The 25,674-nt window shown below is 71.6% G+C and carries 19 protein-coding genes; 4 read left to right on the top strand and 15 right to left on the bottom strand.

Going from position 1 to position 25,674, the window contains the following annotated elements:
* Positions 1-2: 2 nt before the first annotated feature.
* From ACIQVZ_RS36050 to ACIQVZ_RS36035, 4 genes are all read right to left on the bottom strand, one after another.
* On the bottom strand, positions 3-2,081 hold the full coding sequence (locus tag ACIQVZ_RS36050; protein ID WP_402456047.1) for an RICIN domain-containing protein: 2,079 nt from the start codon (positions 2,079-2,081) through the stop codon (positions 3-5).
* 66 nt (positions 2,082-2,147) lie between these two features.
* The gene (locus tag ACIQVZ_RS36045) at positions 2,148-4,640 is read right to left on the bottom strand and encodes an RICIN domain-containing protein (protein ID WP_402456046.1); all 2,493 of its coding nucleotides are present in this window, start codon (positions 4,638-4,640) and stop codon (positions 2,148-2,150) included.
* 226 nt (positions 4,641-4,866) lie between these two features.
* Positions 4,867-5,616, bottom strand: coding sequence for a sulfite exporter TauE/SafE family protein (locus tag ACIQVZ_RS36040; RefSeq protein ID WP_402456043.1), 750 nt, complete (start codon positions 5,614-5,616; stop codon positions 4,867-4,869).
* A complete protein-coding gene (locus ACIQVZ_RS36035; RefSeq protein WP_402456041.1) occupies positions 5,613-6,023 on the bottom strand; it encodes a rhodanese-like domain-containing protein in 411 nt (136 codons plus the stop codon). Before ACIQVZ_RS36035 ends, ACIQVZ_RS36040 begins: the two co-directional genes overlap by 4 nt.
* Before the next feature lie 361 nt (positions 6,024-6,384).
* On the opposite strand from ACIQVZ_RS36035, the gene ACIQVZ_RS36030 reads away from it, so the two are divergent.
* A complete protein-coding gene (locus tag ACIQVZ_RS36030) occupies positions 6,385-7,539 on the top strand; it encodes a tyrosine-type recombinase/integrase (RefSeq protein ID WP_402456039.1) in 1,155 nt (384 codons plus the stop codon).
* A gap of 54 nt (positions 7,540-7,593) precedes the next feature.
* On the opposite strand, the gene ACIQVZ_RS36025 is transcribed toward ACIQVZ_RS36030, so the two are convergent.
* Positions 7,594-7,785: a helix-turn-helix transcriptional regulator gene (locus ACIQVZ_RS36025; RefSeq protein WP_402456038.1), complete on the bottom strand. Its 192-nt coding sequence runs from the start codon at positions 7,783-7,785 to the stop codon at positions 7,594-7,596.
* 198 nt (positions 7,786-7,983) lie between these two features.
* Here ACIQVZ_RS36025 and ACIQVZ_RS36020 point away from each other — a divergent pair, with 198 nt between their 5' ends.
* On the top strand, positions 7,984-9,369 hold the full coding sequence (locus ACIQVZ_RS36020; protein WP_402456036.1) for a rhodanese-like domain-containing protein: 1,386 nt from the start codon (positions 7,984-7,986) through the stop codon (positions 9,367-9,369).
* 126 nt (positions 9,370-9,495) lie between these two features.
* Here ACIQVZ_RS36020 and ACIQVZ_RS36015 read toward each other — a convergent pair whose 3' ends face one another.
* From ACIQVZ_RS36015 to ACIQVZ_RS35980, 8 genes are all read right to left on the bottom strand, one after another.
* Positions 9,496-10,041 carry a hypothetical protein gene (locus ACIQVZ_RS36015; RefSeq protein ID WP_402456034.1) on the bottom strand — a complete coding sequence of 182 codons (546 nt, stop codon included), beginning with the start codon at positions 10,039-10,041 and terminating at the stop codon, positions 9,496-9,498.
* A gap of 71 nt (positions 10,042-10,112) precedes the next feature.
* Positions 10,113-10,706 carry a hypothetical protein gene (locus ACIQVZ_RS36010; protein ID WP_402456032.1) on the bottom strand — a complete coding sequence of 198 codons (594 nt, stop codon included), beginning with the start codon at positions 10,704-10,706 and terminating at the stop codon, positions 10,113-10,115.
* Between the two features lie 361 nt (positions 10,707-11,067).
* Positions 11,068-12,219: a hypothetical protein gene (locus ACIQVZ_RS36005; RefSeq protein WP_402456030.1), complete on the bottom strand. Its 1,152-nt coding sequence runs from the start codon at positions 12,217-12,219 to the stop codon at positions 11,068-11,070.
* Between the two features lie 5 nt (positions 12,220-12,224).
* Positions 12,225-14,303, bottom strand: coding sequence for a methyltransferase, FxLD system (gene fxlM, locus ACIQVZ_RS36000; RefSeq protein ID WP_402456028.1), 2,079 nt, complete (start codon positions 14,301-14,303; stop codon positions 12,225-12,227).
* 15 nt (positions 14,304-14,318) lie between these two features.
* Positions 14,319-15,581 (bottom strand): lanthionine synthetase C family protein, encoded by a 1,263-nt coding sequence (locus ACIQVZ_RS35995; RefSeq protein ID WP_402456026.1) that lies wholly within the window; start codon positions 15,579-15,581, stop codon positions 14,319-14,321.
* The gene (locus ACIQVZ_RS35990; RefSeq protein WP_402456024.1) at positions 15,578-18,586 is read right to left on the bottom strand and encodes a lantibiotic dehydratase; all 3,009 of its coding nucleotides are present in this window, start codon (positions 18,584-18,586) and stop codon (positions 15,578-15,580) included. Before ACIQVZ_RS35990 ends, ACIQVZ_RS35995 begins: the two co-directional genes overlap by 4 nt.
* Positions 18,587-18,667: 81 nt before the next feature.
* Complete coding sequence (locus ACIQVZ_RS35985; protein WP_402456022.1) at positions 18,668-18,838, bottom strand: FxLD family lanthipeptide; 171 nt, start codon at positions 18,836-18,838, stop codon at positions 18,668-18,670.
* A 64-nt stretch (positions 18,839-18,902) separates the two neighbouring features.
* Positions 18,903-19,793 carry a TauD/TfdA family dioxygenase gene (locus ACIQVZ_RS35980; RefSeq protein ID WP_402456020.1) on the bottom strand — a complete coding sequence of 297 codons (891 nt, stop codon included), beginning with the start codon at positions 19,791-19,793 and terminating at the stop codon, positions 18,903-18,905.
* Positions 19,794-19,970: 177 nt separating this feature from the next.
* On the opposite strand from ACIQVZ_RS35980, the gene ACIQVZ_RS35975 reads away from it, so the two are divergent.
* The gene (locus tag ACIQVZ_RS35975; protein ID WP_402456018.1) at positions 19,971-20,399 is read left to right on the top strand and encodes an NUDIX domain-containing protein; all 429 of its coding nucleotides are present in this window, start codon (positions 19,971-19,973) and stop codon (positions 20,397-20,399) included.
* Positions 20,400-20,402: 3 nt separating this feature from the next.
* Positions 20,403-21,551 (top strand): helix-turn-helix domain-containing protein, encoded by a 1,149-nt coding sequence (locus tag ACIQVZ_RS35970; protein ID WP_402456016.1) that lies wholly within the window; start codon positions 20,403-20,405, stop codon positions 21,549-21,551.
* A 134-nt stretch (positions 21,552-21,685) separates the two neighbouring features.
* Here ACIQVZ_RS35970 and ACIQVZ_RS35965 read toward each other — a convergent pair whose 3' ends face one another.
* Both ACIQVZ_RS35965 and ACIQVZ_RS35960 read right to left on the bottom strand, forming a co-directional pair.
* Entirely contained in the window at positions 21,686-23,767 is a 2,082-nt protein-coding gene (locus tag ACIQVZ_RS35965; RefSeq protein ID WP_402456014.1) for an NB-ARC domain-containing protein, read from the bottom strand.
* Between the two features lie 10 nt (positions 23,768-23,777).
* On the bottom strand, positions 23,778-25,640 hold the full coding sequence (locus tag ACIQVZ_RS35960; RefSeq protein ID WP_402456012.1) for a glycoside hydrolase family 15 protein: 1,863 nt from the start codon (positions 25,638-25,640) through the stop codon (positions 23,778-23,780).
* Between the last annotated feature and the right edge of the window lie 34 nt (positions 25,641-25,674).

The following is a 25,674-nucleotide window of genomic DNA, read 5'->3' as shown; positions in this document are numbered from 1 at the left end:
GGTCAGGACACGATGCCCCAGCCCTGTCCGGGGGCGGCGCCGTCGGCCGCGTCCGTGGTCACGGTCGAACCCGCCGTGCCGGTACGGGCGTTGAGGACCAGGCCGGTGGCGACGTTGGTGATGGTGAGCGTGCCGGTGGCGCCGTCCTGGGTGACCCGCCACTCCTGCCAGCGGTTGCCGGGCGAGTAGTCGAGCAGGTAGGCGCTGTTGCCGGGGTCGGTGCCGGCGGCGAGCACGGTGTGCACGTGGGTGGCGGTGGCGCAGTTGTCGGCGATCCGCACGGTGCCGTCCGGGTTGCTGGTGAAGGTCCACTGCTCGGAGGTGTGCGTGGGCCACCAGGTGTCGACGTCGGCGACGGCGCCGAGCGGCGAGCTGCAGGTCCCCGCCACTTCCAGCACCAGGCCGCCACTGCCGCCGGCGCCGATCGCGTGGTAGCGGCCGTCGTCGACCACCGCAGCCGGCCCGGTGGCCGGCCGGGCGCTGAGCCGGTACAGCGCCACGCCGTGCGGGGCCACCGAGGCGCCGAGCGTGCCGGTGACGGTCGAACTCGCGCCCGTCCAAAGCTCCTTGGCGGTGTAGCCGGGCCCGGTGAGGCCGAGTTCGCCGAGGCTGGTGCTCACCGTGCGGCTCGCGGCCGGGTCCTGGTTGACGAGCAGCACGGCGGTGTCGCCGTTCGCCAGCCGCCGCTGGAGGACGACCGGCGCGGTGGCGTTCGCGGGCTTGGCGCCGACCAGGGTCGCGGGCTTGGCCAGCGCGTCCTGGTCGATGGCTATGACGTCGCGGTTCTTCAGGACCGCCAGGCTCGCGGCGTCGATCCCGGTGGACCAGGTGCGGCCGTCCGCGCTGTGCTGGGACTGCGCGGCGGTGCGCAGGTCGGCGCCGGAGACCAGCGGGGCGGCGAGCATCGCGAGGACGGAGGTCTCGGTGCGGGACTCGTCGTCGGTGAACGGCTTGTGGCAGGTGCAGGTGTCGGTGGTGCCCCAGGCGCCGTAGACGTCCTGCCAGCCGGTGAACATCATGTCGAGGTCGTTCCAGCTGCCCGGGCGCACGTTGCCGGGGTACTGCAGCGCGGTCTGCAACTGCCCCTTCCAGAGCACCCCGTCGAGCTCGCTGTCGCGGTCGCCACCGATCCGGCAGAGGTTGGCGACCTGGCCGCACCAGACGCCGGTCGGCGCGTAGCCGGGCGCCTGGAACGGCGCGGTGCCGGCGGCCCGCACCACCGGGTCGGTGCGCGCCGGGTCGTCGGCCGCGAGCAGGTACGGGACGCCGGTGTGGGCGGGCTGGGCGGAGACGCTGAGGGTGACCTTGGGCCGGCCCTGCGCGGCGGAGGCGGCGTCGAGGGCGCGCTGGAAGGTCTGGACGCGGGCGTAGACCGAGCGGGTGAGTTCCTTTCCCTCGCCCTGCGTGAAGTAGTCGTGGCCGTCCGGGCCGGTGATCTGCGGGCCGTAGGGGCAGTCGTCGTACTTGACGTAGTCGACGCCCCAGGAGACGAAGTCGCTCGCGTCGGTGCTCTCGTGGCCGAGGCTGCCGGGGTGCATCTGGCAGGTGAGGTAGGTGTCGGTGGCGTAGAGGCCGAACTTCATGCCCTTGCCGTGCGCGTACTGGGCGAGGTACTCGATGCCGTTGACGGTCCGCCCGTTGACGGTCTGCGCGGGGAAGTGGTCCGGGCGGGGGAGGAGGTGGCCGGAGGTGGGGTCGTCGCCGGTGCCGTCGGTGCCGCTGACGGGGTTCCCGGCGGCGTCCTGGAGCTGGAGGCCGCCGTCGGCGTTGCGGACCAGGTCGGTGCTCTGACCGTCGCGGTGCCAGAGCGACCAGCCGTCGTCGATGGTGACGGTGTCGTAGCCGGCCGCCACCAGGCCGTTGGCGGCCATGAAGTCGATGGTCTGGACGACCTGGTCCTCGGTGACCTCGGTGCCGAGGGAGTTCCAGGAGTTCCACCCCATGGGCGGGGTGAGGGCGTTGCCGTTGCCCAGGGCGGCGGCGGCGGGGGCGGCCGTGCCGAGCGTGAGGGTGCCGAGGCCGGTGGCGGCGAGGGCCAGCGCGAGCACGGGTGCCGCGAGGCGGTGGGGGATGTGGCGCATGCGTGCTCCTGAGGGTGTGGGGGAGGTGACGGTGTGCCGGGTGGAGCGGGGTGTGCGGCCTGGAGGTCAGTCCGTGACGGCGGCGCTCGCGGTGCGCCCGGGGGCGACGGTGACGGTGGCGTAGGTGTAGCTCACGCCGTCGACGGTCCTGGTGCGGGTGGGCCGGGCCTTGCCGTCGACGGTGATCCCGCCGTGCGGGCCGGCGAAGCGGGCCTCCCAGGTGAGCGGTGCGCGGCCGGTGTTGGTGACGGTGCTGCTGCGGTGGCCGTCGTGCCGGACGGTGACCGAGCCCGCGCCGACCGGGATGTCGGCGACCTCCAGCCAGCCCATCGAGGCGGGCAGCCGGGAGGCGGTCACGAGGGTGTGCGCGGCGGCGTCGGGCTCGACGCCGAGCAGGCCCTGCACGGTCTGGCCGAGCAGCGTGAACGGGACCTCGGGGTAGTCGCCGTTGAGCAGCCGCCCGGTGGCGTGGAGCTGGTCGACGCCCTGGTAGATCTGCCGCATCCACTTCCAGGCGGTGTCGCCGTCCTGGTCGGCGAAGAAGGCGTCGGGCAGGTAGGTGTAGGCCTCCAGGTTGGTCGAGCGCTGCGGGCCCGAGTCGGCGGCGTCGATGGCGGCGAGGAGGGCGTCCCGGCGCGGGCCGGGGTCGAGCAGCTGCTTGACCGGCATCAGCACGCTGGACTCGTAGCCCCAGCCGGTCACCGGCTTGCCGGTGGTGTCGTAGCCGTGCACGACCTCGCCGGGCTGCTGCCGGTCCACGCTCCAGGTGGTGTTGACGTAGTCGCGCAGCGCGGTGGCGGCCTGCCGGTAGCCGGTGGCGGCGGCGGTGTCGCCCTTGGCGGCGGCCAGGGTCGAGGCGGCGAGGTACGCCTGGTACTGGGCGCCGATCGCGTCGCCGGCCTCGGCGTAGGTGCTGGTGGCGTTCTCGGCGTAGCTCGCGGTGCCGGCGAAGATGCTGCGGCTGGTGGCCTGGGGGATGGGGAGGCCGCCGTTGTCGACCGGGCCGGGGTGCTGGGCGATGAAGGGGCCGAGGGTGTTGCGGACGTAGCCGCTCAGCGCGGGGTCGTCGGCGTAGTCGCGGTCCCCCGTCCACCGGTAGGCCTCGCCGGCCTTCTCGACCAGCTCGAACGGCGCGGGCAGCTCGCGCACGAAGCGGTCGGGGCTCCGGTAGTCGATGCCGCCGTACGTCCTGGCGTCGAAGTTGAGCGCCCAGACCGGGTAGAGCTTGTTGGTCTCGGTGGCGGAGGCGGCGAAGCCGCGCAGCATGGTCTTGTTCTCGGCGTCCAGGCCGAGCAGGTGGGCGCCGACCAGCTGGTGGGCGAAGTCGCGGCTGTAGAAGCCGGAGCGGAACGGGTAGCCGGCCCAGTAGGTGGTGTCGTAGGTGGTGGTGCCGGTGCCGCCGGGGTTGTTCTCGTCCTGGTTGAGCACGCCGGTGGTGCCGGCCTGCTGCACCCAGCTGTTGGCCTTGGTCTTGGCCCAGTCGAACAGGGCGACGACCTCGGGGTCCGAGGAGCTGACCCTCGGGTCGCTGGGGGCGGACGGGGCGACGGAGACGTCGTCCGCGTTGATCCAGCCGGTGGGGGAGGAGCCGATGCCGAGGGTGAGCCGGTCGCCGGCCGCGACGTGCACCCGGGGCAGGGTGTACTTCGCGTAGACGGGCTGCTCGGGCAGGATCAGCGAACGGACCGCGGTGCCATTGACGCTGACGGACAAGGTGCCGCCGGCGCCGCCGGTGGCGATCCAGGCGGACAGGTCGTAGCTGCCGGCGGTGACGGCGGTGACCTGCTGGGCGATCCGGTGGCCGGAGCCGGCGTCGAGGTAGGCGAGGCGGGTGCCGCCGTGCGGGTTGTTGGTGGCGACGCCGGTGTGCTCGGTGAACGTCCAGCCGTCCGTGCCCTGTTCGAAGCCGGGGTCGGTGAGGGTGAGCGGTTCGCTGCGGGTGAGGGTCCAGCGGTGGGCGGGCCGGGCGTCGCAGTGCCGGCGGTCCGCGGTGCTCTGCTCGCGGTCGGCTGCGCGGTCCTGCTCGCGGTCGGCTGCGCCGTCCTGCTCGCGCCCGGCAACGCTGTTCTGCTCGCGCCCGGCAACGCTGTTCTGCTCGTGGTCGCCTGCCGTGGTGAGGCAGGCGCCGTGTGCGGCCAGGGTGTGACTCCCGCCCGGTGCCGGGGAGATGGCGAAGGTCTCGGCGGCCGGGTCGGTGCCGCAGTCGGCCGTGCCGGGGTGCCGCCCGGTGCCGTCGAGGGTCAGGCAGCGTCCGCTCGCGGCGTTGACCAGCCGGTAGCCGTCGGTGGTGCGGTGCAGCTGCCAGCGCTGGCTGAGCAGGCCCTGGCAGGCCGTGCCGACGACGGGAGTGCCGGCCGCCGGTCGCGCGTACTGCGGGCCGAGGCAGCCGCCGTCCAGGGCGGACCCGAGGACGTAGCCGCCGCCGTCGACCAGCGGGGTCGGGCCGTCGGCTCGGGCCGGTCCCGCGCCGACGGCTTGGACGGCGAGGACGGCCAGGACCGCCAAGCCCGAGGGCAGGGCGCGGACCGGTCGGCGGCGCGGGGCGCGGGTGGGGGGCATCGGGGCTCTCCTGTCGGACGGGTGGCGGTGCGTCAGGGGGTGGGGCGGCGTGCGCCGGCGGGGGGTTTGAACGTTCAAATTCTCGGAGCGGCGCCGCGTGACATGTGCAATGTCACATGCCTATCCGAGTCGCGTCAACGGTCGGCGCACGGCCGGCTGCCACCCGCCGGACTCGTCCGCACTCGTCCTCCGGGTTCGCGTGCCGGGAGCCGGGGCCCGCCCGGCGTCAGCGCAGGGCGGTGACCAGCATCAGCGCGGCCACGCCGAGCAGGGCGAACGCGAAGGCCCGTTGCAGGGCGCGTCCGCTGAGCCGGTCGGCGAGCCGCTTGCCGTCCCAGGCGCCGAGGATCGCGGCCCCGGTGAAGGGGGCGGCCACGGCCCAGTCGATGGCGCCGGTCGCGCCGAGGCGGGGCAGCAGCGCGGCCAGCGCGTTGGCGGTGATCAGCAGCAGGCTGGTGCCCACCGCCTCGGCCATGGTGAAGGCGAGCACCGAGACCAGCGCGGGGACGGCGAGGAACCCGCCCCCGACGCCCAGCAACCCGGTGACCGCGCCGAGCCCGGCGCCGGTCGCCGTCGAGCGGCCCCACCCGGCGGCGGAACGTTCCTGCGGGGCGGCCTTCGGCGGCACCAGCATCCGCCAGGCGGCCAGCCCGGCCAGCACCGCGAACGCGCCGGTCAGCAGCGCCCCGGGCAGGTGTGCCGAGAGCGCCCCGCCGGCCGTGGCGGCGGGCAACCCGGCGGCGGCGAACAGCGTGCCGGTGCGCCAGCGGACCCGGCCCGCCCGGGCGTGCGCGAGCAGGCCGGTCAGCGAGGTCGCGGCGACGATCACCAGGGCGGCCGTGGTGGCCAGCGCCGGACTGAAGCCGAGCAGGTAGACCAGCGCGGGGACGGCGAGCATGCTGCCGCCCCCGCCGAGGCCGCCGAGGGCGAGGCCGACCACGGCCCCGGCGGCCAGCGCCAGGAGCAGCGCGGTCATATCGCGTCCCCGGCGGCCCTGGAGCCCCCGGAGTCTCCGACGCTGTCGCTGTCGCCGCTGCTGCTGCTGCCGCCTGGCATGGTGACCGGTAGTCCGGCCCGCTCCCAGGCGGCCATGCCGCCGACGACGTTCAGCACCTCGACGCCGCGTTCGGCGAGCAGCTGCGCCGCCCGTGCGGAACGGTTGCCCGAGTGGCAGATCGCCAGGACGAGCCGTCCGCCCGCCTCGGGCGGCAGCGGTTCGCGGGCGGCCAGCGCGATCAGCGGCAGGTGGAGGGCGCCGGGGGCGTGGCCGGCCGTGAACTCGCCGCGCTCCCGGACGTCGAGCAGGACGGCTGCGCCGGCGCGGGCGAGCTGGTGGGCCTGGGTGGGGGTGGTCTGCCCGGGGTTGGGCGGCAGTGGGGGCATGCGGTTCTCCGATGGTGTGGTGTGGACCGGGCCGCCGAGGGGGCGAAGGCGTGGGGGCCTCCTCGGTGTCGCCCGTCTCCGACGGCGACGACCGGACCCGCGCACTGTCCACCATAGTACCCCGGGGGGTATTATCGACCTCGTTCGGCGATACCCCACCCCGTACCGACCGTGGGGCCGTATGCTGGCACATATACCGGTGGGGGTATCGAGATCACGCCGAGGCGCCCGGCGCCGCCCAGGAGGTTCCCCGTGTACTTCGCCCAGTTATCACGAGTCTGACGTTTCTGCCCAGCTCAGGGGCATGATCGACCATCCGGGGTCAGCAAAGGGTCAGCAAGATTCCCGGAGGAACCACCAGATGGCGACGACAGGCCTCACCCGCGGCATGGGCAGCTTCTTCAAGGAGTGCGAGCACCCGGAGTCCCGATGGAGCAAGTGCCCGCACGAGTACAAGATCAGGTACCGCAACGCAGCGGGGCGGCAGACGGAGGAGTCCGGCTTCGCCAGCCAGGACAAGGCCAAGACCCGGCTCGCCGAGGTCTACCACGCGCGGAAGAACGCACCGCAGAGCCAGCGAAAGGCGGACCGCATCAAGCAGTACGGCGGGATGGCGTTCTCGGCCTACGCCGCCGAGTGGCGGAAAGGCCAGCGCCATCAGAGTCCGACCTCGCTGCGGAACATCGACTCCATCCTGAAGAACCACCTCCTTCCGGCCTTCGGCAGTCGCCGCATGGGCACCTTCGACCACAAGGTCGTGGAAGCGTTCATCGAGACCATGGAGCGGAACGGTGTCGGCCTGGCTGCCCAAACCAACGCCTTCGTCAGGCTGAAGGTGATCCTGCTGGACGCGCACAGGCTCGGCCTCTACGAGGACAGCCCGCTGCTCGGCGTCCAGCCTCCTCAGTACGACCCTGAGCGTGTGGTGATCCCCTCCATCGGTCAACTTCAGGAGATCCGGAACGCCGGCGACGACGCCTTCCGGCTGGTCGCCGAAGTCATGAGCGGCTGTGGGCTGCGCAACGGCGAGGCGTACGCCGTCAACATCAACAACATCGTCGCCGACGACGTCTACCGCGTCACCGAGCAGGTCAACCAGGCGACCAAGACCTATGCCCGCCTGAAGCACCGCAAGGTCGGCGAGTACCGCGACGTACCGCTGCCGGCGCGTACCAAGCACGCCATCGAGTGGTACGCGGACACGTACGGGACCGTGGACGGCTACCTCCTGCGCAGCCCGAAGGACATCAGCCAGGCCATGCCGCACCACACCATCTACAACCAGTGGCAAAGGATCAAAGCACGTGGACACTTCGACATCCCCGAGGGCATGGTGCTCTACGGGTTGCGCCACTTCTTCGCGTCGAACTGCCTCAGTCGCGGGATCCCGATCACCGATGTCGCGGAGTGGATGGGCCACCGCAACATCGAGATCACCTTCAAGATCTACCGACACCTGATGCCCGGCTCGATCAGTCGCGCGGCGCAGCTCCTCGACCTCGGCCTGGCCGCGTAAATCGCGCGAGGGGCCCGCCCTGTACCGGCGGACCCCTCGCGTGCAGGGCAGGTCTTACGAGCCGGACAGTCGCTGCTGCCTGACCCACGCCTGTACCTCCGACACCTTGAACTGAAGCTTCGCGTTCCGACCACTGCCGAACCGGTAGGGAATGAGTCCCACCCGCGGCGCTTCCCGGTATACCCATGCGACGGACATGTTCAGGTATTCGGCGGCCTGCTTGGCGCTCATGAACTGCTCGGACACGGGCTCCTCCTGGGGTGATCAACCACGTTCACGGAGCCCGAATATCGGGGGAGAAGGGCGGTTCGGTCGCACCGTCGTCGCGTGATAGAGCACAAGAGGCGAGCGCTTCGAGCAGGTTCGCCTGTCGAAATAAATACCCCCCTGGGTATGCTGGAGTGTGTGGCCGGCTGCTCAGACCCCAACGAAGGAGACAACCCCGTGATCTTCAGCCAGTACTACCTCGACTGTCTCTCCCAGGCGTCCTACCTGATCGCCGATGAGACCAGCGGCCAGGCCGTGATCGTCGACCCTCGCCGGGATGTCGACGAGTACCTTGCTGACGCCACGGCGCGCGGCCTGACCGTCGTCGGTGTCATCAACACGCACTTCCACGCCGACTTCCTGGCGGGCCACCTCGAACTGGCCGACCGCACCGGCGCGTGGATCGGGTACGGGCGGCGGGCGGAGACCGAGTACCCGATCCGCAAGCTCGCGGACGGCGAGCGGATCGAGCTCGGCGACGTCACCCTGGAGATCATGGAGACCCCCGGGCACACCCCGGAGTCGATCAGCGTCGTGGTCTTCGAGCAGCCTGACGACGCCGTCCCGTACGGCGTGCTCACCGGCGACGCGCTGTTCGTCGGCGACGTCGGCCGTCCCGACCTGCTCGCCTCCGTCGGCGTCACCGCCGAGGAACTCGGCGCCATGCTGTACGACAGCGTGCACCGCAAGCTGATGGGCCTGCCCGACGAGACCCTGGTCTTCCCCGCCCACGGCGCCGGCTCGGCCTGCGGCAAGAACCTCTCCACCGAGAAGCAGTCCACGATCGGAGCGCAGCGCCGCACCAACTACGCCTGCCAGCCGATGGACCAGGACGAGTTCGTCCGCCTCGTCACCGCCGGCCAGTCCGCCGCCCCCGCCTACTTCGGCCACGACGCCGACCTCAACCGCCGCGAGCGCGAGCTCTTCGACCGGGCCAACGCCGCCCGTCTGCTGTGCCCCGAAGGCTTCAGGGAGGCCCGTACCGCAGGCGCCGTCGTCCTCGACGCCCGCAACCCCCAGGACTTCGGTGCCGGACACATCCGAGGCGCCATCAACGTCCCCCTCGACGGCCGCTTCGCCGAACAGGCCGGCACCGTCCTCACCCCCGACAGCACCATCGCGATCATCGCCCCGCAGGACCGCGAGAACGAGGTCGTCACCCGCCTCGCCCGCATCGGCTTCGACCACATCGCCGGCTACCTGCGCAACCCCGCGGGCGCCCTGCCCGCCCTCGCCGACGACCTCACCCCCGCCAGCCGTCTCACCGCCGACCAGCTGCGCACCGCACTCGACGGTGAGCAGCCCCCCACCGTCCTGGACGTGCGCACCTGCGGCGAGCGCGAAGGAGGCTTCGTCGAAGGATCCCTGCACATCGCCCTGGCCGAACTCCCCGCCCGCCTGGACGAGATCCCCACCGACCGCCCCCTGGTCGTCCACTGCGCCGGCGGCCACCGCTCCTCCATCGCCGCCAGCCTCCTGCGCCACCACGGCCACACCGACGTCTCCGACCTCCTCGGCGGCTACGCCGCCTGGGACGCCCTCACCCACCCCGCGCGAGGCTGAACCCGGCCGTCCAGGCGTGGGCGTCGGTTGCCACGCCTGAAGCGGTACGGGACGAGGTCGACCTTAGGCGCCTCGTGGTGGACCCACTGAACGGACGTGTTCGGTGCTTTGTGGTCTGCTTGATGGTCATGAACTGCGAAGACGCGGACCCTCCTCTGCTTCGGCCAATGGCCATTGGTGTTTGTGGGGAGTCCAAAGCTGTTCCATCAACAGCAGTTTGGGAGTGCCGCGATCCCCAGGAGCGGGGCCTTCCTCGGCTCCAGCCGACAGGTGCCGAGGAAGGCCACTGCACAGGCTCAATTCACCCGAACAGGAAGGTGGACCGAATACACGGGCCACCCAGCCGTCGAGCCGGACGCCAAACTCCCGGGCTGACGCGATACCCGAGGCCGGAAGGGCGCCGGCGTTGTCCATGCCGTCGAAGTAGTCGACATCGGCCCAGCCGCCACGGAACAGCACCACCGACAGCTCAGCCTCCGCCGGGCCCGAAACGATCACGCCAATCGAGTCGGGATCGTTCACCAGCGACCTGTCCGTCACAAACCGCTGAGTCCAGGGCGCTGAATGGTCGCGCCAGGTCACCTGACCCACCACCAAGCCAGCGGCCCGCCACCCCGGCGTCCGAGCAGCCACCTTCGCAGCCACTTCGTCAAGATCAATGACTCGTTCCATGTCGGAATCATGCCCCGGACCCGACGTGCTGTTCCATCGACTTCCATAAGGGCGACATGGCTCAAGCGGTGTCAGTTCTTAGGAGCATTTCTTCGCCGAACGGATCGACGGGTGCTGCCGAAACTCTCAACATTCGCCATGCCCCATCCCTGATGGGGCATCATTGCAGCTTCAAATGTTGCCCGAATTGCCGCGGCGTACCGATCAAGGGTCTCTTTCAGCGCCGGCACACAAACAGCGAGCATCTGTATGTCGCTATGAGTCGAGTATCCAAGCCTTGGCGATGCGATGAACTGAATCTCCATCACTGCAAGCCGAATTTCTCGGAAAATCTGCCAGACCTCTTCGCGAGAGAAAAGCTTTAGGTCGGCCTCGTATTTCAGGTAGGCCGGGACGCAGTTGCTCAGTGCGAGCTGAAAATCTTCCGGCCACTCCGTCCGGACCGCTTGGGGCATGAAGCCCATGTGGCGGATGGCTGAACCGGAAGCCATTAGGAGTCGGTGCGTTACTTCGTAAACATCCTTGTATGCATTGCGCATTTTATCGTCTTCGGCTTCTCTCCCAAGGTGAACCCCTCCGTTGATGACATCCGCCTGGACGGCGTTCTGGACAGACGATCCATGAATCCAGTTCTCTGTCATCACTCCCCCAAGGCTGTAGAGCACAAGGCTACCGGGCTCCTTGGCTCTGCACGTGCGTTCCTCGGCGCTCAAACATCCGAGAGTGAACGTGCAGATCGCCGACATCCTGTCCAGGTTCCAGCAGGTCGCCTCGTATACAGATGGTGGGTGCATCGCCCGTTGCCCGGCCCGCAACGACTGGTCGTCGAGTCTTTGCGTGAGGCACGGAGGGGGAGGGAAGGTCCGTTCAAATGCCGGTCGGTGCGAGAACGACGCCGTCCGCAGGGCTGCACGGCTCAACTGGGGTGACCTCTTCAACGTCGGCGGGGACGGGCCGCGCGTGACCTCAGAGCGGCCAGCGCAGGCCGGACCCGACGCGATGGCGGCCCTGGCCATGCACCTCGTCTCACCTTGAAATATAGAGCTCATTCAAGCCCCGGCGTCCGATCGGGGTGCCTCCTCCTCTGGGGGCAGCCGGGTCGAGTGAGGAGGCTTCCAGAACCGTTCTTGCGAAGGAGAGCGTGTGCTCCAGGATGGCTCTGAGGTGTGGTGAAAGGGTGCCGGAGTTCAAGGCGAAGGCCCTCAGGGACTCCTTGAGGGGGTCTACCTGAGCAGCGTGGAGGTGGGCGAGGGCGGCAGGGTCGGTGAGGAGGTCCCGGAGTGCATAGCCGTCGCCGGACTCGGCGGTTCGGATGCTCAGGTGGCGTGCGAGGGCTCGGGCGGAGCGAGTGTTCGGGGCGCATATGTCGAGGGTGGTGAGGGCGAGGCGGGTGGTGAACAAGGCCAGGCCCTCGTCCGGTTCGTAGGCGAGGCAGTGGGCGATCGCGGTCTCGGTGGCGTACTGGTCACCGGGGCGGCACAGGGCGGTGAGGACGGCGGTGACGGCGTTCTCCCAGGGCTCGCCGGGCTCGGTGGCTGCCAGCACGCTGAGGGCGCCAGGCAGATCGCCGGTGGTGGCGTAGGCGAGGACGGCGACTTGGCGGCCGTCGAGGATGCGCTGGCCGATGCCGTGGTGCTCCTCGATGTGGCGCAGGGCGTCTGTCCAGTGGCCGGTGGTGGTGAGGGCGCGGGTTCCGTCGGCGATGACGACCCGCCATAGCCACTGGCGGACTTCGTGACGCTGCTGGTCGGTCTCGGCGAGGTGGGCGGGGATGGTGATGCCGTCGAGCGTCGTCTCGGTGGCGGTGGTGACGGCGCGGTAGAGGTCGAGGAGGAGTTGGTGGCCGCGTTGGTGGCGGCCGGCGCGGATGTGGAGGCGGGCGAGGTTGACGATCGGCTCCAGGCCGCGGATGGCGCTCGTGGCGGGGAGCGGGCCGCGGGTGAGGTAGAGGGCGGCGTGGCGGTGGCAGAGCTCGCGGGCGTAGGCGGGTAGGTCGAGGTCGGAGGCGAGGAGGGCGGCCTGGTTGAAGACGGTGGAGGCGAGGCCCGGGTCGTTCTGCCAGGAGGCCGTGTCGGCCAGCTCGGAGAGCCGGCCGACACGGGCGTCGAGGGGCAGGCACGCGGGCCGGTGGCGGGCGACCAGTGGGAAGCGCTGGGCGATCGGTCCGGTCGGGTGCACGCGGGCTACTCCCAGGTGACGGTGATGGGGTGGTGGGGGCGGTCCAGAACGAAGCGGCCGGCGGTCGGGTCCGCGGTGGTGGGGGCGTTGGGGAGTTCGATGCGCAGGGTCCGGTCGCGGAAGCCGGTGTTCCAGGTGCGGATCTGCTCGGCGACGAGGTCGGCGAGGGCGGCGCCGGCTGGGCCGTGGCCGATGACGCCGGTCTCGTAGGTCTTGCGGCCGTCGGTGTCGAGCTCGCCGGGGCGCAGGGTGAGGTAGGCGAGAGAGCCGGCGTCCACGGTGGCCATGGCACCCCAGCCGAACATGGGGGTGATGCTGCGTTCACGGGCAGTGCCGGTCACGCCCATGCGCATCAGGGAGTTGGGCAGGGTGAGGGCCAGCCACAGGTCCTGGTACTCGTAGGTGGTGCCGGCCGGGATGGTGACGCCGGTCCAGACGCAGTGGCGTTCGGTGTCGAGGACACCGAGCAGCAGGTCGGCGTCGACGGCGTCGTGCTGGTCCTTGTGGACCTGGAGGATGACGTCGCCTTCGTGGGTGAGGGTGACGGTGCGGCGGGCGTCGTCCATGCTGCCGCGCAGCGGCATGAAGACGGCGAGCTGGTCGTCGACCGACACCCAGCCGTTCTCGCCGCGCTCGAAGGCGATGGTGCGTGAGGCGGTGCCGCGCAGGCGCAGGGGCAGGACGATCCGCCCGGTGGGCTTGACCTGTCGGAGCCAGGCGGCGGGCATCTCGCTGGTGCTCACCGTGGCGATCACGCGGTCGAACGGGGCGGCGTCGGGGTGGCCGAGCGCGCCGTCGCCGAGGACCACGTCGACGTTGGTGAGCCCAGCGTCCGTGAGGTGCTTGCGGGCGCCGTCGACGAGGTCGTCGTCCACATCGACGGTGACCACGTGCCCGTCGGGGCCGACGATGCTGGCCAGGTAGGCGGCGTTGACTCCGGTCCCGGCCCCGGCCTCGAAGACGCGCTGGCCGGGCTGGGCGCCGAGCTGCTCCAGCATCAGGGCGACGATGGCGGGTTGGGAGGCGGCGCTGATCTGGGTGCCGGACCCATCAGTCTTGGTGTAGGTGGGGTTGTCCGCGTAGGCGGCCTCCAGGGGGAAGCCGGGCAGGAAGTGCTCGCGGGCGACGGTGCGGAAGGCGGCCTCGACCGCGTCGGAGCGGATGGCGTCCTGGTCGATCAGTCGGTCGGTGAGGCTGTCGCGCAGCTGGTCGACGAGGATGGAAGCGTTGTTGCTGAGAGTAGTCACGTGGGCGACCCTAGTGGTTGTGCGGATGGTGGGCTGCGAGGGCGTGGGGCCCTCGCCGGAATGGAAGACGGCGTCCAACGCGCGTGCGGCGGCTGCGGATTGGTGCTCGACCGGTAATCCAGCTCGGTTGGCGTGGAAGATCATCAGGTGGGCGAGGACGGCGCGCAGTCCGCGGGTGAGAAGGCCGTCCCGTGCGAGACGGACGAGGTCCTGTCCGGTCTCCTCGAAGGCGTCGACCCAGCCGGCGTGCCCGGCGAGCGGTTCACCGGGGCGGGAGAGTCGGCGGGTGTCCACGGTCATGAGGCGGCGCATCGCGGCGGTCAGGGCGGCGGCGCGTTCGGGTGCGAGGGCGGGCGGCGCGGGGCGTTCGGCAGCGAACTTGGCCCAGACGTCGCCCTGTTCGTACCAGTCGAGGCCGGCGGAGCGGAGCATGGCGGAGACGAGGACGACGAAGGCCTCGGTGCTGCGGAGTGCAGGCGGGTCGGGCTTGGCGGCACGGGCCATCAGGTGCCGGCTGTCGGTGTGGAAGAGCTGGTGGGTGATCTCCATGGCCTCGGGGCCGCCGAATGCCTCGGTCTCCGGCTCGTAGACCGCGGTGGCCCAGCCCTTGACGAGTCCCGTCTCGACGAGCGTGTCCAGGAGTGCGGTGACGACGGGGGCGGAGGCGGCGGCGCGGTAGCGCAGCCGCAGCCCCTTCTTGCGCATGTACCACCAGTCCTCCAGCGCGCCGGAGTTCTGGGCGTGGGCGAGGACGGGGGTCAGGTGGTGGGCGGTGATCTGTTCGACGGTGGCGGGGTTGGTGAAGGCGAGGTCGTGCTGGATCCAGCCGGTGGTCATCGAAGGAGTCCTTGGTCAGGAGGTCAGGAGGCAGGCGTCCCAGCTGGTTGCGGGGGTGGTGCCGGCGGCGGGGGCGAGTAGGGCGAGGGCGGTGCCGGCCGCGCCCTCCAGGAAGGCGGGCCCCGCTGTGGTGAGGAGGAAGCGGGCTTGCACGTCGGGGTCGGTGCGGGGCGGGTGGGCGGTGTCGAGGAGCAGGGAGGTGGCGGAGTGCAGGCGGTCCGCGTTGCGGGGGAGGGCGTCGGTGGCGGCGCGGTGGGCGATGTGGGCGAGACCGGCGTAGCCGTGGCAGACCGACAGGTCGGTGATCGCGGCGAGAGCCTTCGGGTCCGCCAGCGCAGTGGTGAGGGCTTGTTCGGCGTCGTTGCGCAGGTGGTGGTCGCCGAGGGCGAGGGCGGCGAGCTGCTGGGCGCGCGCGATTCCGGCGGTGCCGTAGCACCAGCTCGGCCGCTGGGGCGGCAGCGGCCGCCTGTGCCCGGCGTCGTCCAGGTGGGCGGGGGTGATCCAGTACGGCCAGGCGTGGTTTTCGCGCCAGCGCTCCAGCCAGGCCAGGGTGGTGCGGATCGCTTCGCGCTGGCCGTCAACCTCGATGCCGAGGCGCAGGGCCAGGGCGAGCAGTGCCAGGGGGCCTGCGATGCCGTGTGCCACGCCGGTGTTGGCGTGCCCGCCCGGGAACCGCTCATCCGGCCTGCCGGAGGGCCCGACCAGCGTCCACCAGCCCGGCAGCGTTCGGCTGTCGTGCTTGACGTCGTCGGTGAGGCGGACCAAACAGTCCAGGACCCGACGGATGGCCTCGCCGCCGGGCGACCGACCCAGAAGTACGGAGCCGATGCCGGCCAGGCCCCGGATGGCATCAAACTCCGCGAGCAGCGGCAGGTCGCCGTGGTCGAACCGGGCGAGGGCTGCGTCGCAGCGCCGCATCGCGTCGTCCGCCACGACCTGGTCGAGGTGGACGAGGGCACGCTGGTAGGAGCCTGGCCGGGCCTGCGCGGTGCAGGCGAGGGCGTGCGCGAGCGCCGGCGCACCGTAGTACAGGTAGCTCTCGGCGCCGCTCGTCACCGGGGTCGCGGCGGCGACGGACAGCCAGGCGCGGACCGGTTCCCACGGGCCTCGGTCGGTGGCGGCGCGTTCGATGTGGAGCAGAGCGATGCCGGGGGCGCCATGCGCGAGGGACTGGCGCCACTGCGGACGGGACGACCAGGCGGGCGGCACGGCCTCGGGGTTGGTGAGCAGCTCGGCGATCCGGTCGGACAGACGGAGAGCGGGGTGTGGGGTGGTCATCGGTCACCGTCCCGGGAGAGGCGGGCGAGGGCGGCGGCGCGCGCCAGGTAGAGGACCTGGGCTTCGTCGTCGAAGTCGATGCGGTGTGCCCGGACGAAGGAGCAGTGGAGGAGGGACCCGAGAACGTCGTCCGCCTGCACACCTTCGGTGTGCGGGCTGGGGAAGAAACGGCGGTAGGCGTCGAGCGCCTGATGGCGTACGGGCCAGGCGCCCAGGATTGCGGCACTGGTGGGCTCGGCACGAAGGGCAGCCCAGTTGTGTGCCGGATCGGCCAGGCGTACGGCCTCGCGGAACACGGGTCGTGGGACGGCGGCCGGTGCCTGGGAGGGGACGTTGTCGACGAGCCAGTGCAGCCCGGCAGTGGCCGAGCCGGCGAACCCTGCTGTGATGGCGATGGCGTGGGCTGCGAGCAGCGCCTGCCGGTCGGGCAGCGTGGGCTGGGAGAGCTGAGTGAGGACGGTGGCGGAGTCCGCGCGGAAGACTTCCTCTGCTGCCGCCCAAGCGGGTCCTTCGCCCCACCGGCCGGTCTCCGGGTATGAGGTGGGGTACACGACCTCCGCGAGCAGTCCGGCTTGGTTGAGGTCGGAGGTCCAGGTGCTGATCACGGTGGCGGCGGGCCCGAAAGCGGCTGGCTCGGGCAGGGCGATGCGCAACCGCAGGTGGTGGCGCGGGTCACGGAAGCGGACGAACCACCACTTCGGGTTGCCGAGCCGCTCCAGGAGGTCGGGTAGGTGGCGGGCGAGGAGGGTGTCCTGGCGTTCCAGGTCGCCGTAGAGGGATGCGAGCAGCACGCGGGAGGTGCCTGGCGCTTCGCCGTGGCCCCGCCGCATGACTCGGCCCGGGGTGGGCTTGGGCAGGCGCGGCCACGCCGGCGCCCGGGTGACGGTGACGGGAACGACGATCTCGTGGGCTCGACCGCCTGCCCAGCCGAGGCCGGCAGGCTCGGGCTCCTCGACCAGGACAGCGTGCGGGGCGGAGCGGAGGTGGTCGCGGAGCAGGGCGAGGTGGCCGGGGTGGTCGAGGTCGAGCGGCAGGCCCTGGCTGTCGGCGGCCAGCATCACGTGCCGCGGGGCTCGGCGCCGCTCCGCCCACGATGTGAGGGCCTCATCCCACCGTCGCTGCGAGGCGTCGTCGGAGGGAAGTTCGGCGGCGGTGAGGCGCCAGATGGCGGGGGAGAGGATGACCCGCCGGTGCCGCAGCCGAGGCCGGAAGGGCAGTGCGTGGAGCGAACCCCAGTCGAATCGGGTGACCTGTGCGGCCTGGGCGCGGGACAGCTCGGTGATCAGCCGGGCGAGCGGCGGGGTGTGGTGGCGGAGGTTGAGGGCGTGGGTGACGGCGGCCTCGATCCTCACACCGAGCGCCGGTGCCGCCAGGTACATGCGCCGCCCATCGCAGCCCACCGCCAGGTCCTGCGGGCCGAGGACGCCTTCGGAGACGGGGCGGTGTTCGGCGAGGCTGATCACCAGCTGGCCGGTGGCGACGCTGCGGGCGACGTGCCGGCTGGACGCGTCCAGCGGGGGGAAGGAAAGCTGGGTGGTGACGGTGTGCTCGTCCATCGTCGGGAGGTTTGCCAGCAGGGTGGTGAAGGCAGTCCGGTTCTCGGGTTCGAGGAGATGGAGGAAACGGCCGACCGAGACGCCGGCGGCCCGGGACACCGAGACCACCTCCAACCGGAACTCGCCCCGGCCGAGCGTCTCCCGACTGCGGGCGTGGACGCGGGTGATGACCTCCAGGTGCGGAGGAAGGCGGGGTTCGTCCGGGCCCAGCTGGAGGGAGGCCAACAGCGCTTCGTCGAGGACGACCTCACGCGCGCCGTCGAGAGCGGCTCGCTGGGCGAGCGCGGCGAGCAACTCGTCGCGCTCGTCGAAGCGCGGCTTCTCGACGGGCCGGGCACCGGGGTAGCCGTCGGGCCAGCCGATTCCGCTGTCGGCCAGCATGTCGAGCAGCGGGACCAGGGTGCCGCGGCCGTAGCGCTCGTAGAAGCGCTGGTGGTAGGCCCGCCATGCTGCCGTGCCGTTGGGCGCGGCACTGAGCCGGGCCAGTAGGTGGGCGGCTCGGGCGGCCTCGTCAGCCACCGAACGGGGGAGGACCAGGTCGGCGTCCAGTCGAAGGTCGACGGCGGCCACCGAAGGACGACTGCCGGCGGTCCGGAGGTCCGTCAGGATCTCGGCTGCCTCGGGGACGTGCTCGGCGCTGATCTTCGACAAGACCGTGAGGAGGTGCCCGAGCGGGTCGGGGTCGGTCGCCGGAGCGTGCAGGTTCGTGATGAGCACTCGCTGGGCGACGAGCTCGGACAGGAGGCCGGTGACCTGTTCGGCCGATGCGGCGGGGAGCTCGGTGTGGACGGCTTCGGCCAAGTCCCGGAAGCGGAGCGGGAGACGGGCGGCGGAGAGGGCGAAGGCGACGGGACGGTTGTGTCGTAGTGTCGTCTCGGCCGTGGTCGTGTTGCCGCCGGCCCGGGGGACCGGTCGATGGGGGACGACGAGTCGATCGCCCCGTACCTGGACGGTGTTGTTTGCCGTCACGTTCAGGAGTGCCAGTACGGCGGGGCGGCACTCCAACAGACCGACGGCCTGTGCGAGCAGGGACTCCGAGGCACTGGTGACAGTGCGGTGCCGGTCGCCCCAGCGCACCGTGCAGGACGGTCCGAATGATGCCGCCTGCACACCCGCGAAGCGTCCGAACGGGGTGGCGCGGCCGGCCGCGCGCAGGAGGTAGCGGGCGGTGGAGAGCGCGGCACGCCGCACTTCGCGCGGGGCGGGTTGCGAGTGGCCGAGCAACTGGGCAACGCGATCGGAGAGGGCCAGGCTGGCCAGTTCAAGGGCGCGGGCGAGGTGGTCGTCGGCCCACAGGGCCCGCAGCCACTGTGCCTGCTGGAGGGCCTCGGCAGGTCCGGCGGCCGAGAGGTCGGGCCAGGCCGGCACTCGCAGGTCGGGGCGGGCGACGGCGCGTACGAGCGCCACGTCGGCGGCGCGGTAGGCGGCCTTGGGGTTGGGTGGGCGCATCGCTGCGGACCTCGGGATTCGGAGATGGGGCGGGGGCGGGTGGTTCCCCGGGAACAGGTCCCGGGGAACCGCCCGGGGAGGTCAGTGCACGCCGGTGGTGCAGGCGCCGCAGGTGGAGCCGCAGCCGTCGTCGGTGAGGACCTGCAGACTGGCCGCGTCGGTGGTCTCGACGGTGCGCACGTCGAGGTCGAACTCGTCGCCGACGACGACGGCCGTGGTGGCCTTGGTCTCGGCCGGGATCATCTGAGCCATCGTGGCTCCTCCTTGAGGGTTTCCCTTGCGGGTGCCTGGAGCCGGGGCGCGGGTGCGCCCCGCATCACCAGGAGTCGATGGGTCGGCAGCGCCGCGATTCGACGGCCGACTGCCCGGCGGGGGCGGGCAGTTCGACGGACTCTGCGGCGTGGGCGCCCCCGTGCGGGGTGGAGAGGCTGGTGGGGGACCACGGCTGGCGGAAGCCGGGACCGAGACCGAGCGTGGGGTGCGGCTCGCCCAGCGCGCGCAGTATCAGCCGCTCGCCCGAGAACGCGGTGCGGCCGTGCAGCAGACGGTGGTTGTCCAGCACGACGCCCTGCCCGGGGGCCAGCCGAAGTCGGTGAGTGTTCCGTTCGATGGCCTGGCGCAGGGCGGGCAGGTGGGCCTGGGCGTCGGGGGAGAACCGGGCCAGGCCGTCCTGCCGCAGTCGCAACCGCCACCACCCGGCGGGCAGTTGCTGAAACACCGAGGCGAAGTGGCCACTCGACCCGCCGAAGTACGCGGCCCGCTCCGCGGAGAATGCCTCGATGACGGCGGGGTGGTGCGCGGCCAGCTCGGCGAGGACGGCCCGGCCGTCCACCAGCAGGCTCTCACCTCCCGCGTCGCCGGCCCGCGCACACGCCAGCAGAAGCAGACGGGGCGGATCCGAGTGCTGCGCGCACTCGGTGTGCAGAGCCAGCGCGCCGCGCCCCAGGCCCGCGAAGCCCGGCCGCCCGCTGCGGCGGCCGGTGTCGCGGATGACGGTCAACCCGTCCGGGTCGGCATCCCGGTGTTGCCACAACGAGGACATCAACCGGCCGGTCGCGACGAGCACATCGTCCCGACCGCCCAACCTGGCGAGCCTCAGCAGGCCGTCCTCACGCAACACCTCACCGGCCTGCTCGCGCGCCGCTCCGTCAAGTCCGCCCGTGACGAAGTCGTCTCCGCTGATGCCACTGGTGTTGAACGACGGCATGGTGAAGCTCCCTCGTGGGACCGAGTGGGTGGGAGGCGACACACTCTCCACGCCCCACCCGCCCGATGAAAAGTGACAGATTGTCAAAGCGCGATCACCGCACCGTGGGGCATCGCGGAGACCCGCGACTGCTACCTTCGACAGGCCCGTGCCCGTCTGCGTGCCTCGGAAGAAGCGATGAACGAGACTGAACAGCCCTACGTGCCAAAGGCCTTCCCGATCTCCATCAAGGGCGTCGTCCTCGACCCGCAGCGGCGGGTGCTGCTGCTGAAGAACGAACGCCAGGAGTGGGAGCTGCCCGGCGGGAAACTGGAGGGCACCGAGACCCCCGAAGAGCGGGTTGTCACCGAGATCCACGAGGAGAGCGGCTGGACGGCCACCGCCGGCCCCCTGCTGGACGTGTGGATGTACGAACCGATCCCCGGCCGACAGGTCTTCATCGTCACCTACGGCTGCACCGCCACCGACGCACACCAGGCCCCGGTCGTGAGCCACGAACACAAGGAAGCCGGCCTCTTCCACCGCGACGAGGTACCCGGCCTGGCCATGCCGCAGGGCTACAAGGACTCCATCGCCCGCTGGTACGAACTGCACCACCAGGCCTGACCGGTGACCCGGATCGACCCCCACAGCGGCATCCGCTGGCACTGGACCACCCCCAGAGCCCAGGACATCCTGCGCCGCCGCGCCCTGCCCGAGATCCTCCAGCTCTACCGCGAACTCCACGCACTGCCGCAACAAGAGCTCGCCGACGTCCTCGGCTACTCCACCAGCTACGTCTCCCGCATCGAGACCGGCTCGCGCACCATCACCGACCTGGGCGCCCTGCGCCACATCGCCGAACGCCTCGGCCTCCCGCCACACTGCCTCGGCATCACCGACGACGCCGACGGGGACCACCAACTCGTGATCCAGCTCGCCGAATCCGTGCTGCGCCTGGCCGAGATCGCCCGCCAGGCCGGCCAGGCCACCACTGCCGTCGCGGAACTGTGGCCGTTGGTCGCCCGCCTGGAGGCCCGCACCGCCGACGGCCACGCCGACCTCGACACCTTGTGCCTGCTCGCCCGGGCCCGCGTCGGCCTCGGCGTCGCCCTCGGCCATGTCCTGCCGGAGGAGCGCCTGGCCACCGCCGCCCGCTGGACCGGCAAGGGCCTGAACGTCGCCCGGCGCCTGGGCGACCCCGGCCTGCACGCCAACGCCCTGCGCCACCACGGCAACGAGCTCCGCAAAGCAGGGTTGCACCTGCGGGCGCTGGACCGGCTCGGGCAGGCCCGTGACACCGCTCGCACCGCCACCGAACGCGCCGAGGCGATCGTCCTGCTCGCCCGCGCCGCCGGGGCCGCAGGCAACGCCCTCGTCTTCGACACCGCGATCGAGGAGGGTCACCGTCTCCTGGACGAGGCGGCGCCCACCGCCCTGTTCTCCGAGTTCACCCTCCACGAGGTCCGCCTCCGGGGTCTCATGAGCACGGGCCGGGTCGCGGAGGCCGTCCGGCAGCTCGACCGCGCGCCCGTCGCCGGACTCGCGGCGACCTCCCAGTGGCGGATCATCGCGGCGATCACCGCAGGCGAGGTGCTGCTGCAGAAGGGGGATTCCACCGGAGCGGCGCAGCAGCTCGGCGCGGCGGTCGACGGGGCGACCCTTCACCACCTGCCGCACCAGCTCCAGCGCGTCGTGCGGGCCGGTCGCAGCCTGCCCGAGGTCCGGGAGCGTGCGGGCGACGCCTTGGCGCGGCTGCGGGCCGAGATAGCGGCCTGACCTCCGACCTGGCAGCGCGGCGACGATGAGCATGGCGATTCACATTCCTGAGCTCTGAGCTGAACCATCTTGACGGTGTGGTGGGGCGTCGCTCAGCGTGCGGAGCGGGCGGGCAGCGGGGCGGTGAGCGAGGGTCACTCGGGCAGTAGCGCGAGCAGCCGACTCTGCAGGCGTTCCACGTCGCGGCTGCTGCCCAGGTTCCGGTACTGGTCCTGGCTGGCGGCGTACCAGCTGGCGGCGAGTGCGGGCAGGTTGCCGCGTTCCGCGGCCTGTCCGAGGAACTCGATGCCGTAGGCCGCCCAGTGGCGGTGGCCGAGGCGCACGAACTTCTGCACGGCGGTGTTGATGGTGCCCGCCGCGACGTCGTGTTCGCCGGCCAGGGACTGGGCCTCGCCCAGGAAGACCTTCGCCCGGGCCACGTTCAGCGGGTCGGGCGGGGTGAGCGATTCGAGGTCGGCGACGGCCTGCTGGAGCAGCGGGATGCCGAGGTCGGTGTTGCCCTGGCGGGCGGCGGCGGAGCCGAGGAGGATCTCGGCGAGGCCGGCGCCGCGCCGGTCGTCGAGGTCGGCGTAGAGCTCGATGGCGCGGGTGAGTTCGGGCTCGGCGGTGGCGAACTGTTCGGCCTCGTACAGGGTGGCGCCGATGCCGGCGGTGCACTGGGCGATGCGGACGGGGTCCTGCTCCTCGGTGGCGAGAGTTCGGCTTTCCTCGTAGAACCGGAGAGTGTCCTCGTGTTCTCCGGTGCGTTTGTGTGAGATGGCCAGGGTGGTGGTCATCTCGTAGACGGCCAGGGGGTGGCCCCAGATTCGGGCGGAGTCGAGGCCCAGCTTGTGGCAGGTGAGGCTCAGGTCGGTTCGCCGCAGGCGGTGGAACAGGGGCCACAGGTCGTGGGCCAGGACCGTGGCGGCCTGGTGCTCGCCGAGGGTGCGGGCGGCCGTGAGGGCGGGCAGGACGGCGGGGGCGATGGCCTCCAGCCAGTCCAGCGCGGTGCGGTCGTCGGTGATGTGCACCGGCTCGGCAGGGTGGTGGCGGTGTTGGCGTGGCAGGACGCGGTGGTGCGGGGTGAGGCGCTGGACGGTGCCCTGGGCGGTGGCGATCAGGTGGTCGAGGTAGCGCTGCACTACGAGCCGCCGGTCGTCGGCCTGGTCGCGGATCAGCTCGCGGACGTGGGCTCGGATGCTGTAGACGTCGCCGCGCACGGGCCGGCGGCCGGTGTGGTCCAAGAGGTTCCGGGCCGCGAGTTCGTGCAGCAGCTGAAGGGTGTCGGTGGCGGGAGTCGCGGTGGCGGCGGCCACGGTGAGGTGGTCGAGATCCGGCGCGGGGATCAGCGCGGCGAGCCGGAGTAAGCGCGCTTCGGGCTCGGGCAGCGAGGCGAGGGCGACGGCGGTGGTCATGGGGAGACTCTCCAAGTCGGTTGCAGTGAGCGCGGGGTGGGAGGCGAGCGAACGTGTGGGGGTGAGGACGAACGCGCCGGCGGCCAGCCCCAGGGCCAACGGGCTGCCCTCGCAGGCGCGAGCGAGCGCCTCGGCGGCGGCCGGCTCGGCGCGCACCCGGCCCTCGCCGAGGATTCGGCCGAGCAGCTGGATGGCGTGGACGGGCGCGAGCGGGCCCAGGTGATGATGGTGAGCACCGAGAGTGGCGAGTGCGGGCAGCGGCGAGCGGCTGGTGACGACGACCAGGCACGCACTGGTGGCGGGGATCAGAGGCACCACTTGGTCGGCGGTGGCGACGTCGTCCAATACCACCAGCAGCCGTCGGGTGGCGGCGATGGACCGCCAAAGCGCGCGCAAGTCCGACTCGTGCCAGGGGAGTTGATCCACGTCGCGGTCTCCGAGACCGCGAAGTAGCGAGCGGACGGTCTCGGCAGCCGGTGTCGGACCGTCGACGCCTCCCGCGCGCAGCTGGACGAGTAGCTGTCCGTCCCGGTAGCGATCGGCGTGTCGGCGGCCCCAGTGCGAGACCAGGGCGCTCTTGCCGACCCCGCCGGGCCCGGTGATCGCGATCACTGGAGCGGTGCCTTCCGGCAGGTCGGAGAGTAGCTTGTCCAGGGCGGCGACGTCGTGCTCGCGGTCGGTGAACACCCCGGTGACCGCGGTGAGTTGTCGGGGAACTTGCCGTGGCGGCCCGGCGGGATGGAAGTGGATGTCACGGATCTGGCCGGCCTGGACGGCGTGGTGGACCTGGGTGCCATCGATGTGGTTGGAGACGGTTGGCATGAGGTCGTCGTCAGAGCGAGGCAACGGCGCCGGTCCGGGGACGCGGAAGGACGGGAACGGACGGCACACCGAGGGCGACGGCGGCGTTGACCAGCGCCAGGTGGCTCAGCCCCTGCGGCGTGTTGCCGAGCTGGCGGCCGGCGGAGGGGTCGTACTCCTCGGCGAGGATGCCCACGTCGTTGCGCAGGGCGAGCAGCGCGTCCATCCGCTCGCAGGCCTCGTCGGTGCGGCCGACCAGGGCGAGCGCGGTGACCAGCCAGAACGAGCACGCGAAGAACGCGCCCTCCTCGCCGGCGAGGCCGTCCACGTTGGCGTCGGCGTCCTGGTGGGTGCGGTAGCGCAGCACGAGGCCGTCGTAGGTGGCGAGTTCGCGTTGGACGGCCTCGATGGTGCCGACAACCCGTTTGTCGTCGGGCGGCAGGAAGCCGGTCTGCGGCAGTAGCAGCAGGGAGGCGTCCAGCTCGCGACTGCCGTAGGACTGGGTGAAGGTGTTGCGCTCCTCGTCGTAGCCTCGGGCGAGGACGGTGGTGTGGAAGAGTGCCGCGGCCGCGCGCAGTCGGGTCAGGGTGGCCCGCTCGTGGTCCGGGCGGCGCTCCAGGAGTCGGACGGTCCGGTCGATCGCGACCCACGCCATGATCTTGGAGTGGGTGAAGTGGCGCTCGGGCCCGCGGATCTCCCAGATTCCCCGGTCCGGCTTGTGCGCGGTGGCGACGACGACTTCGGCCAGCCCGAGAAGCAGCGCGTCGGCTGCGGGATCGGGTTCGAGGCCGGCGTCCTCGGCGGTCAGCAGGGCGTCCGCGACGTATCCGAAGACGTCGAGCTGGAGCTGGCCGGCCGCGCCGTTGCCGATCCGCACTGGGCGTGAGCCCTGGTACCCGGGCAGGTGGTCCAGGACGGTCTCGGTGAGCTCGGTGCTTCCGTCGAGTCGGTACATGATCCGCGCGGTGATCGGGTCGCCGATCGTGTCGACCAGCCACGTCCGCCAGGCACGCGCCTGCTCCAGGAAACGGCCGGCGCGTACCAGCTCCCGGAGGGTGAGCGCGGAGTCGCGCAGCCACGGGTAGCGGTAGTCCCAGTTGCGTTCGCCGCCGATCTCCTCGGGCAGCGAGGTGGTGGGGGCGGCGATGACCGCGCCGGTGGGCCGGTGGACGAGGGAGCCGAGAACGGCCACCGAGTCGAGGACGGCGTCGCGGTAGCACCCGGTGTAGGTGACGTTGGCGCTCCAGTCGGCCCACGCCCGCAGGGTTGCGGCGAGGGCCTGGCCGGTGTCCGGCACGAGCGGGACCGGGGCGTCGGGCTCCTGCCAGGTCAGGGCGTACGCGGCCTCCTGTCCCGCGGTCAGGACGGTTTCGGCGACCGCGGCTCCACGTCGCCGGGGCCGATGGTCGGGACCGTCCAGCCACAGGGCGGCGCCCTCGTGCTCGGCGGCGAAGCGTCGCACGCCGTCGGGGTTGGTGACCTCGTGCAGGGTGGCGTGGGAGCGGCCGTAGCCGGGCGCGACGACGATGCGGGAGGTGACGCTCATCCGGCCGCGCAGGCACCTGGCGATCCGGATCACCTGGGCCGGCCGCTCGGCACCGGAGGTGGGCATGAACTCGGTGACCTGCAATGCCCCCTCGGGCAGCTCCCAGACCTGGTCCAGGACGAGGCCGCCGCTGCGGTAGGCGCGACGGGTGACGGGGAGGGGCTGAGTGGAGGTGGGGGCGAGCGACCAGTAGCCGTGGCGCCGGTCGCCGAGGAGCGAGGCGAACACCGCCGGCGAGTCGAACTCCGGCAGGCACAGCCACGAGATCGCGCCGTGGAGGTCGACGAGGGCCGTCGAGCGGCCGTTGCCGATCGGGGCATAGCCCTCGATCGGGAGGGGAACGGGCATGCGAAGTCCTGGTGTTGGCGGAGTGGTGGGAAGT

The sequence above is a fragment of the Kitasatospora sp. NPDC098663 genome (assembly GCF_044760075.1).
Classification (GTDB): Bacteria; Actinomycetota; Actinomycetes; order Streptomycetales; family Streptomycetaceae; genus Kitasatospora.
Note: the sequence above shows the minus strand (reverse complement) of the source record. Positions and strands in the feature narration are given on the sequence as shown.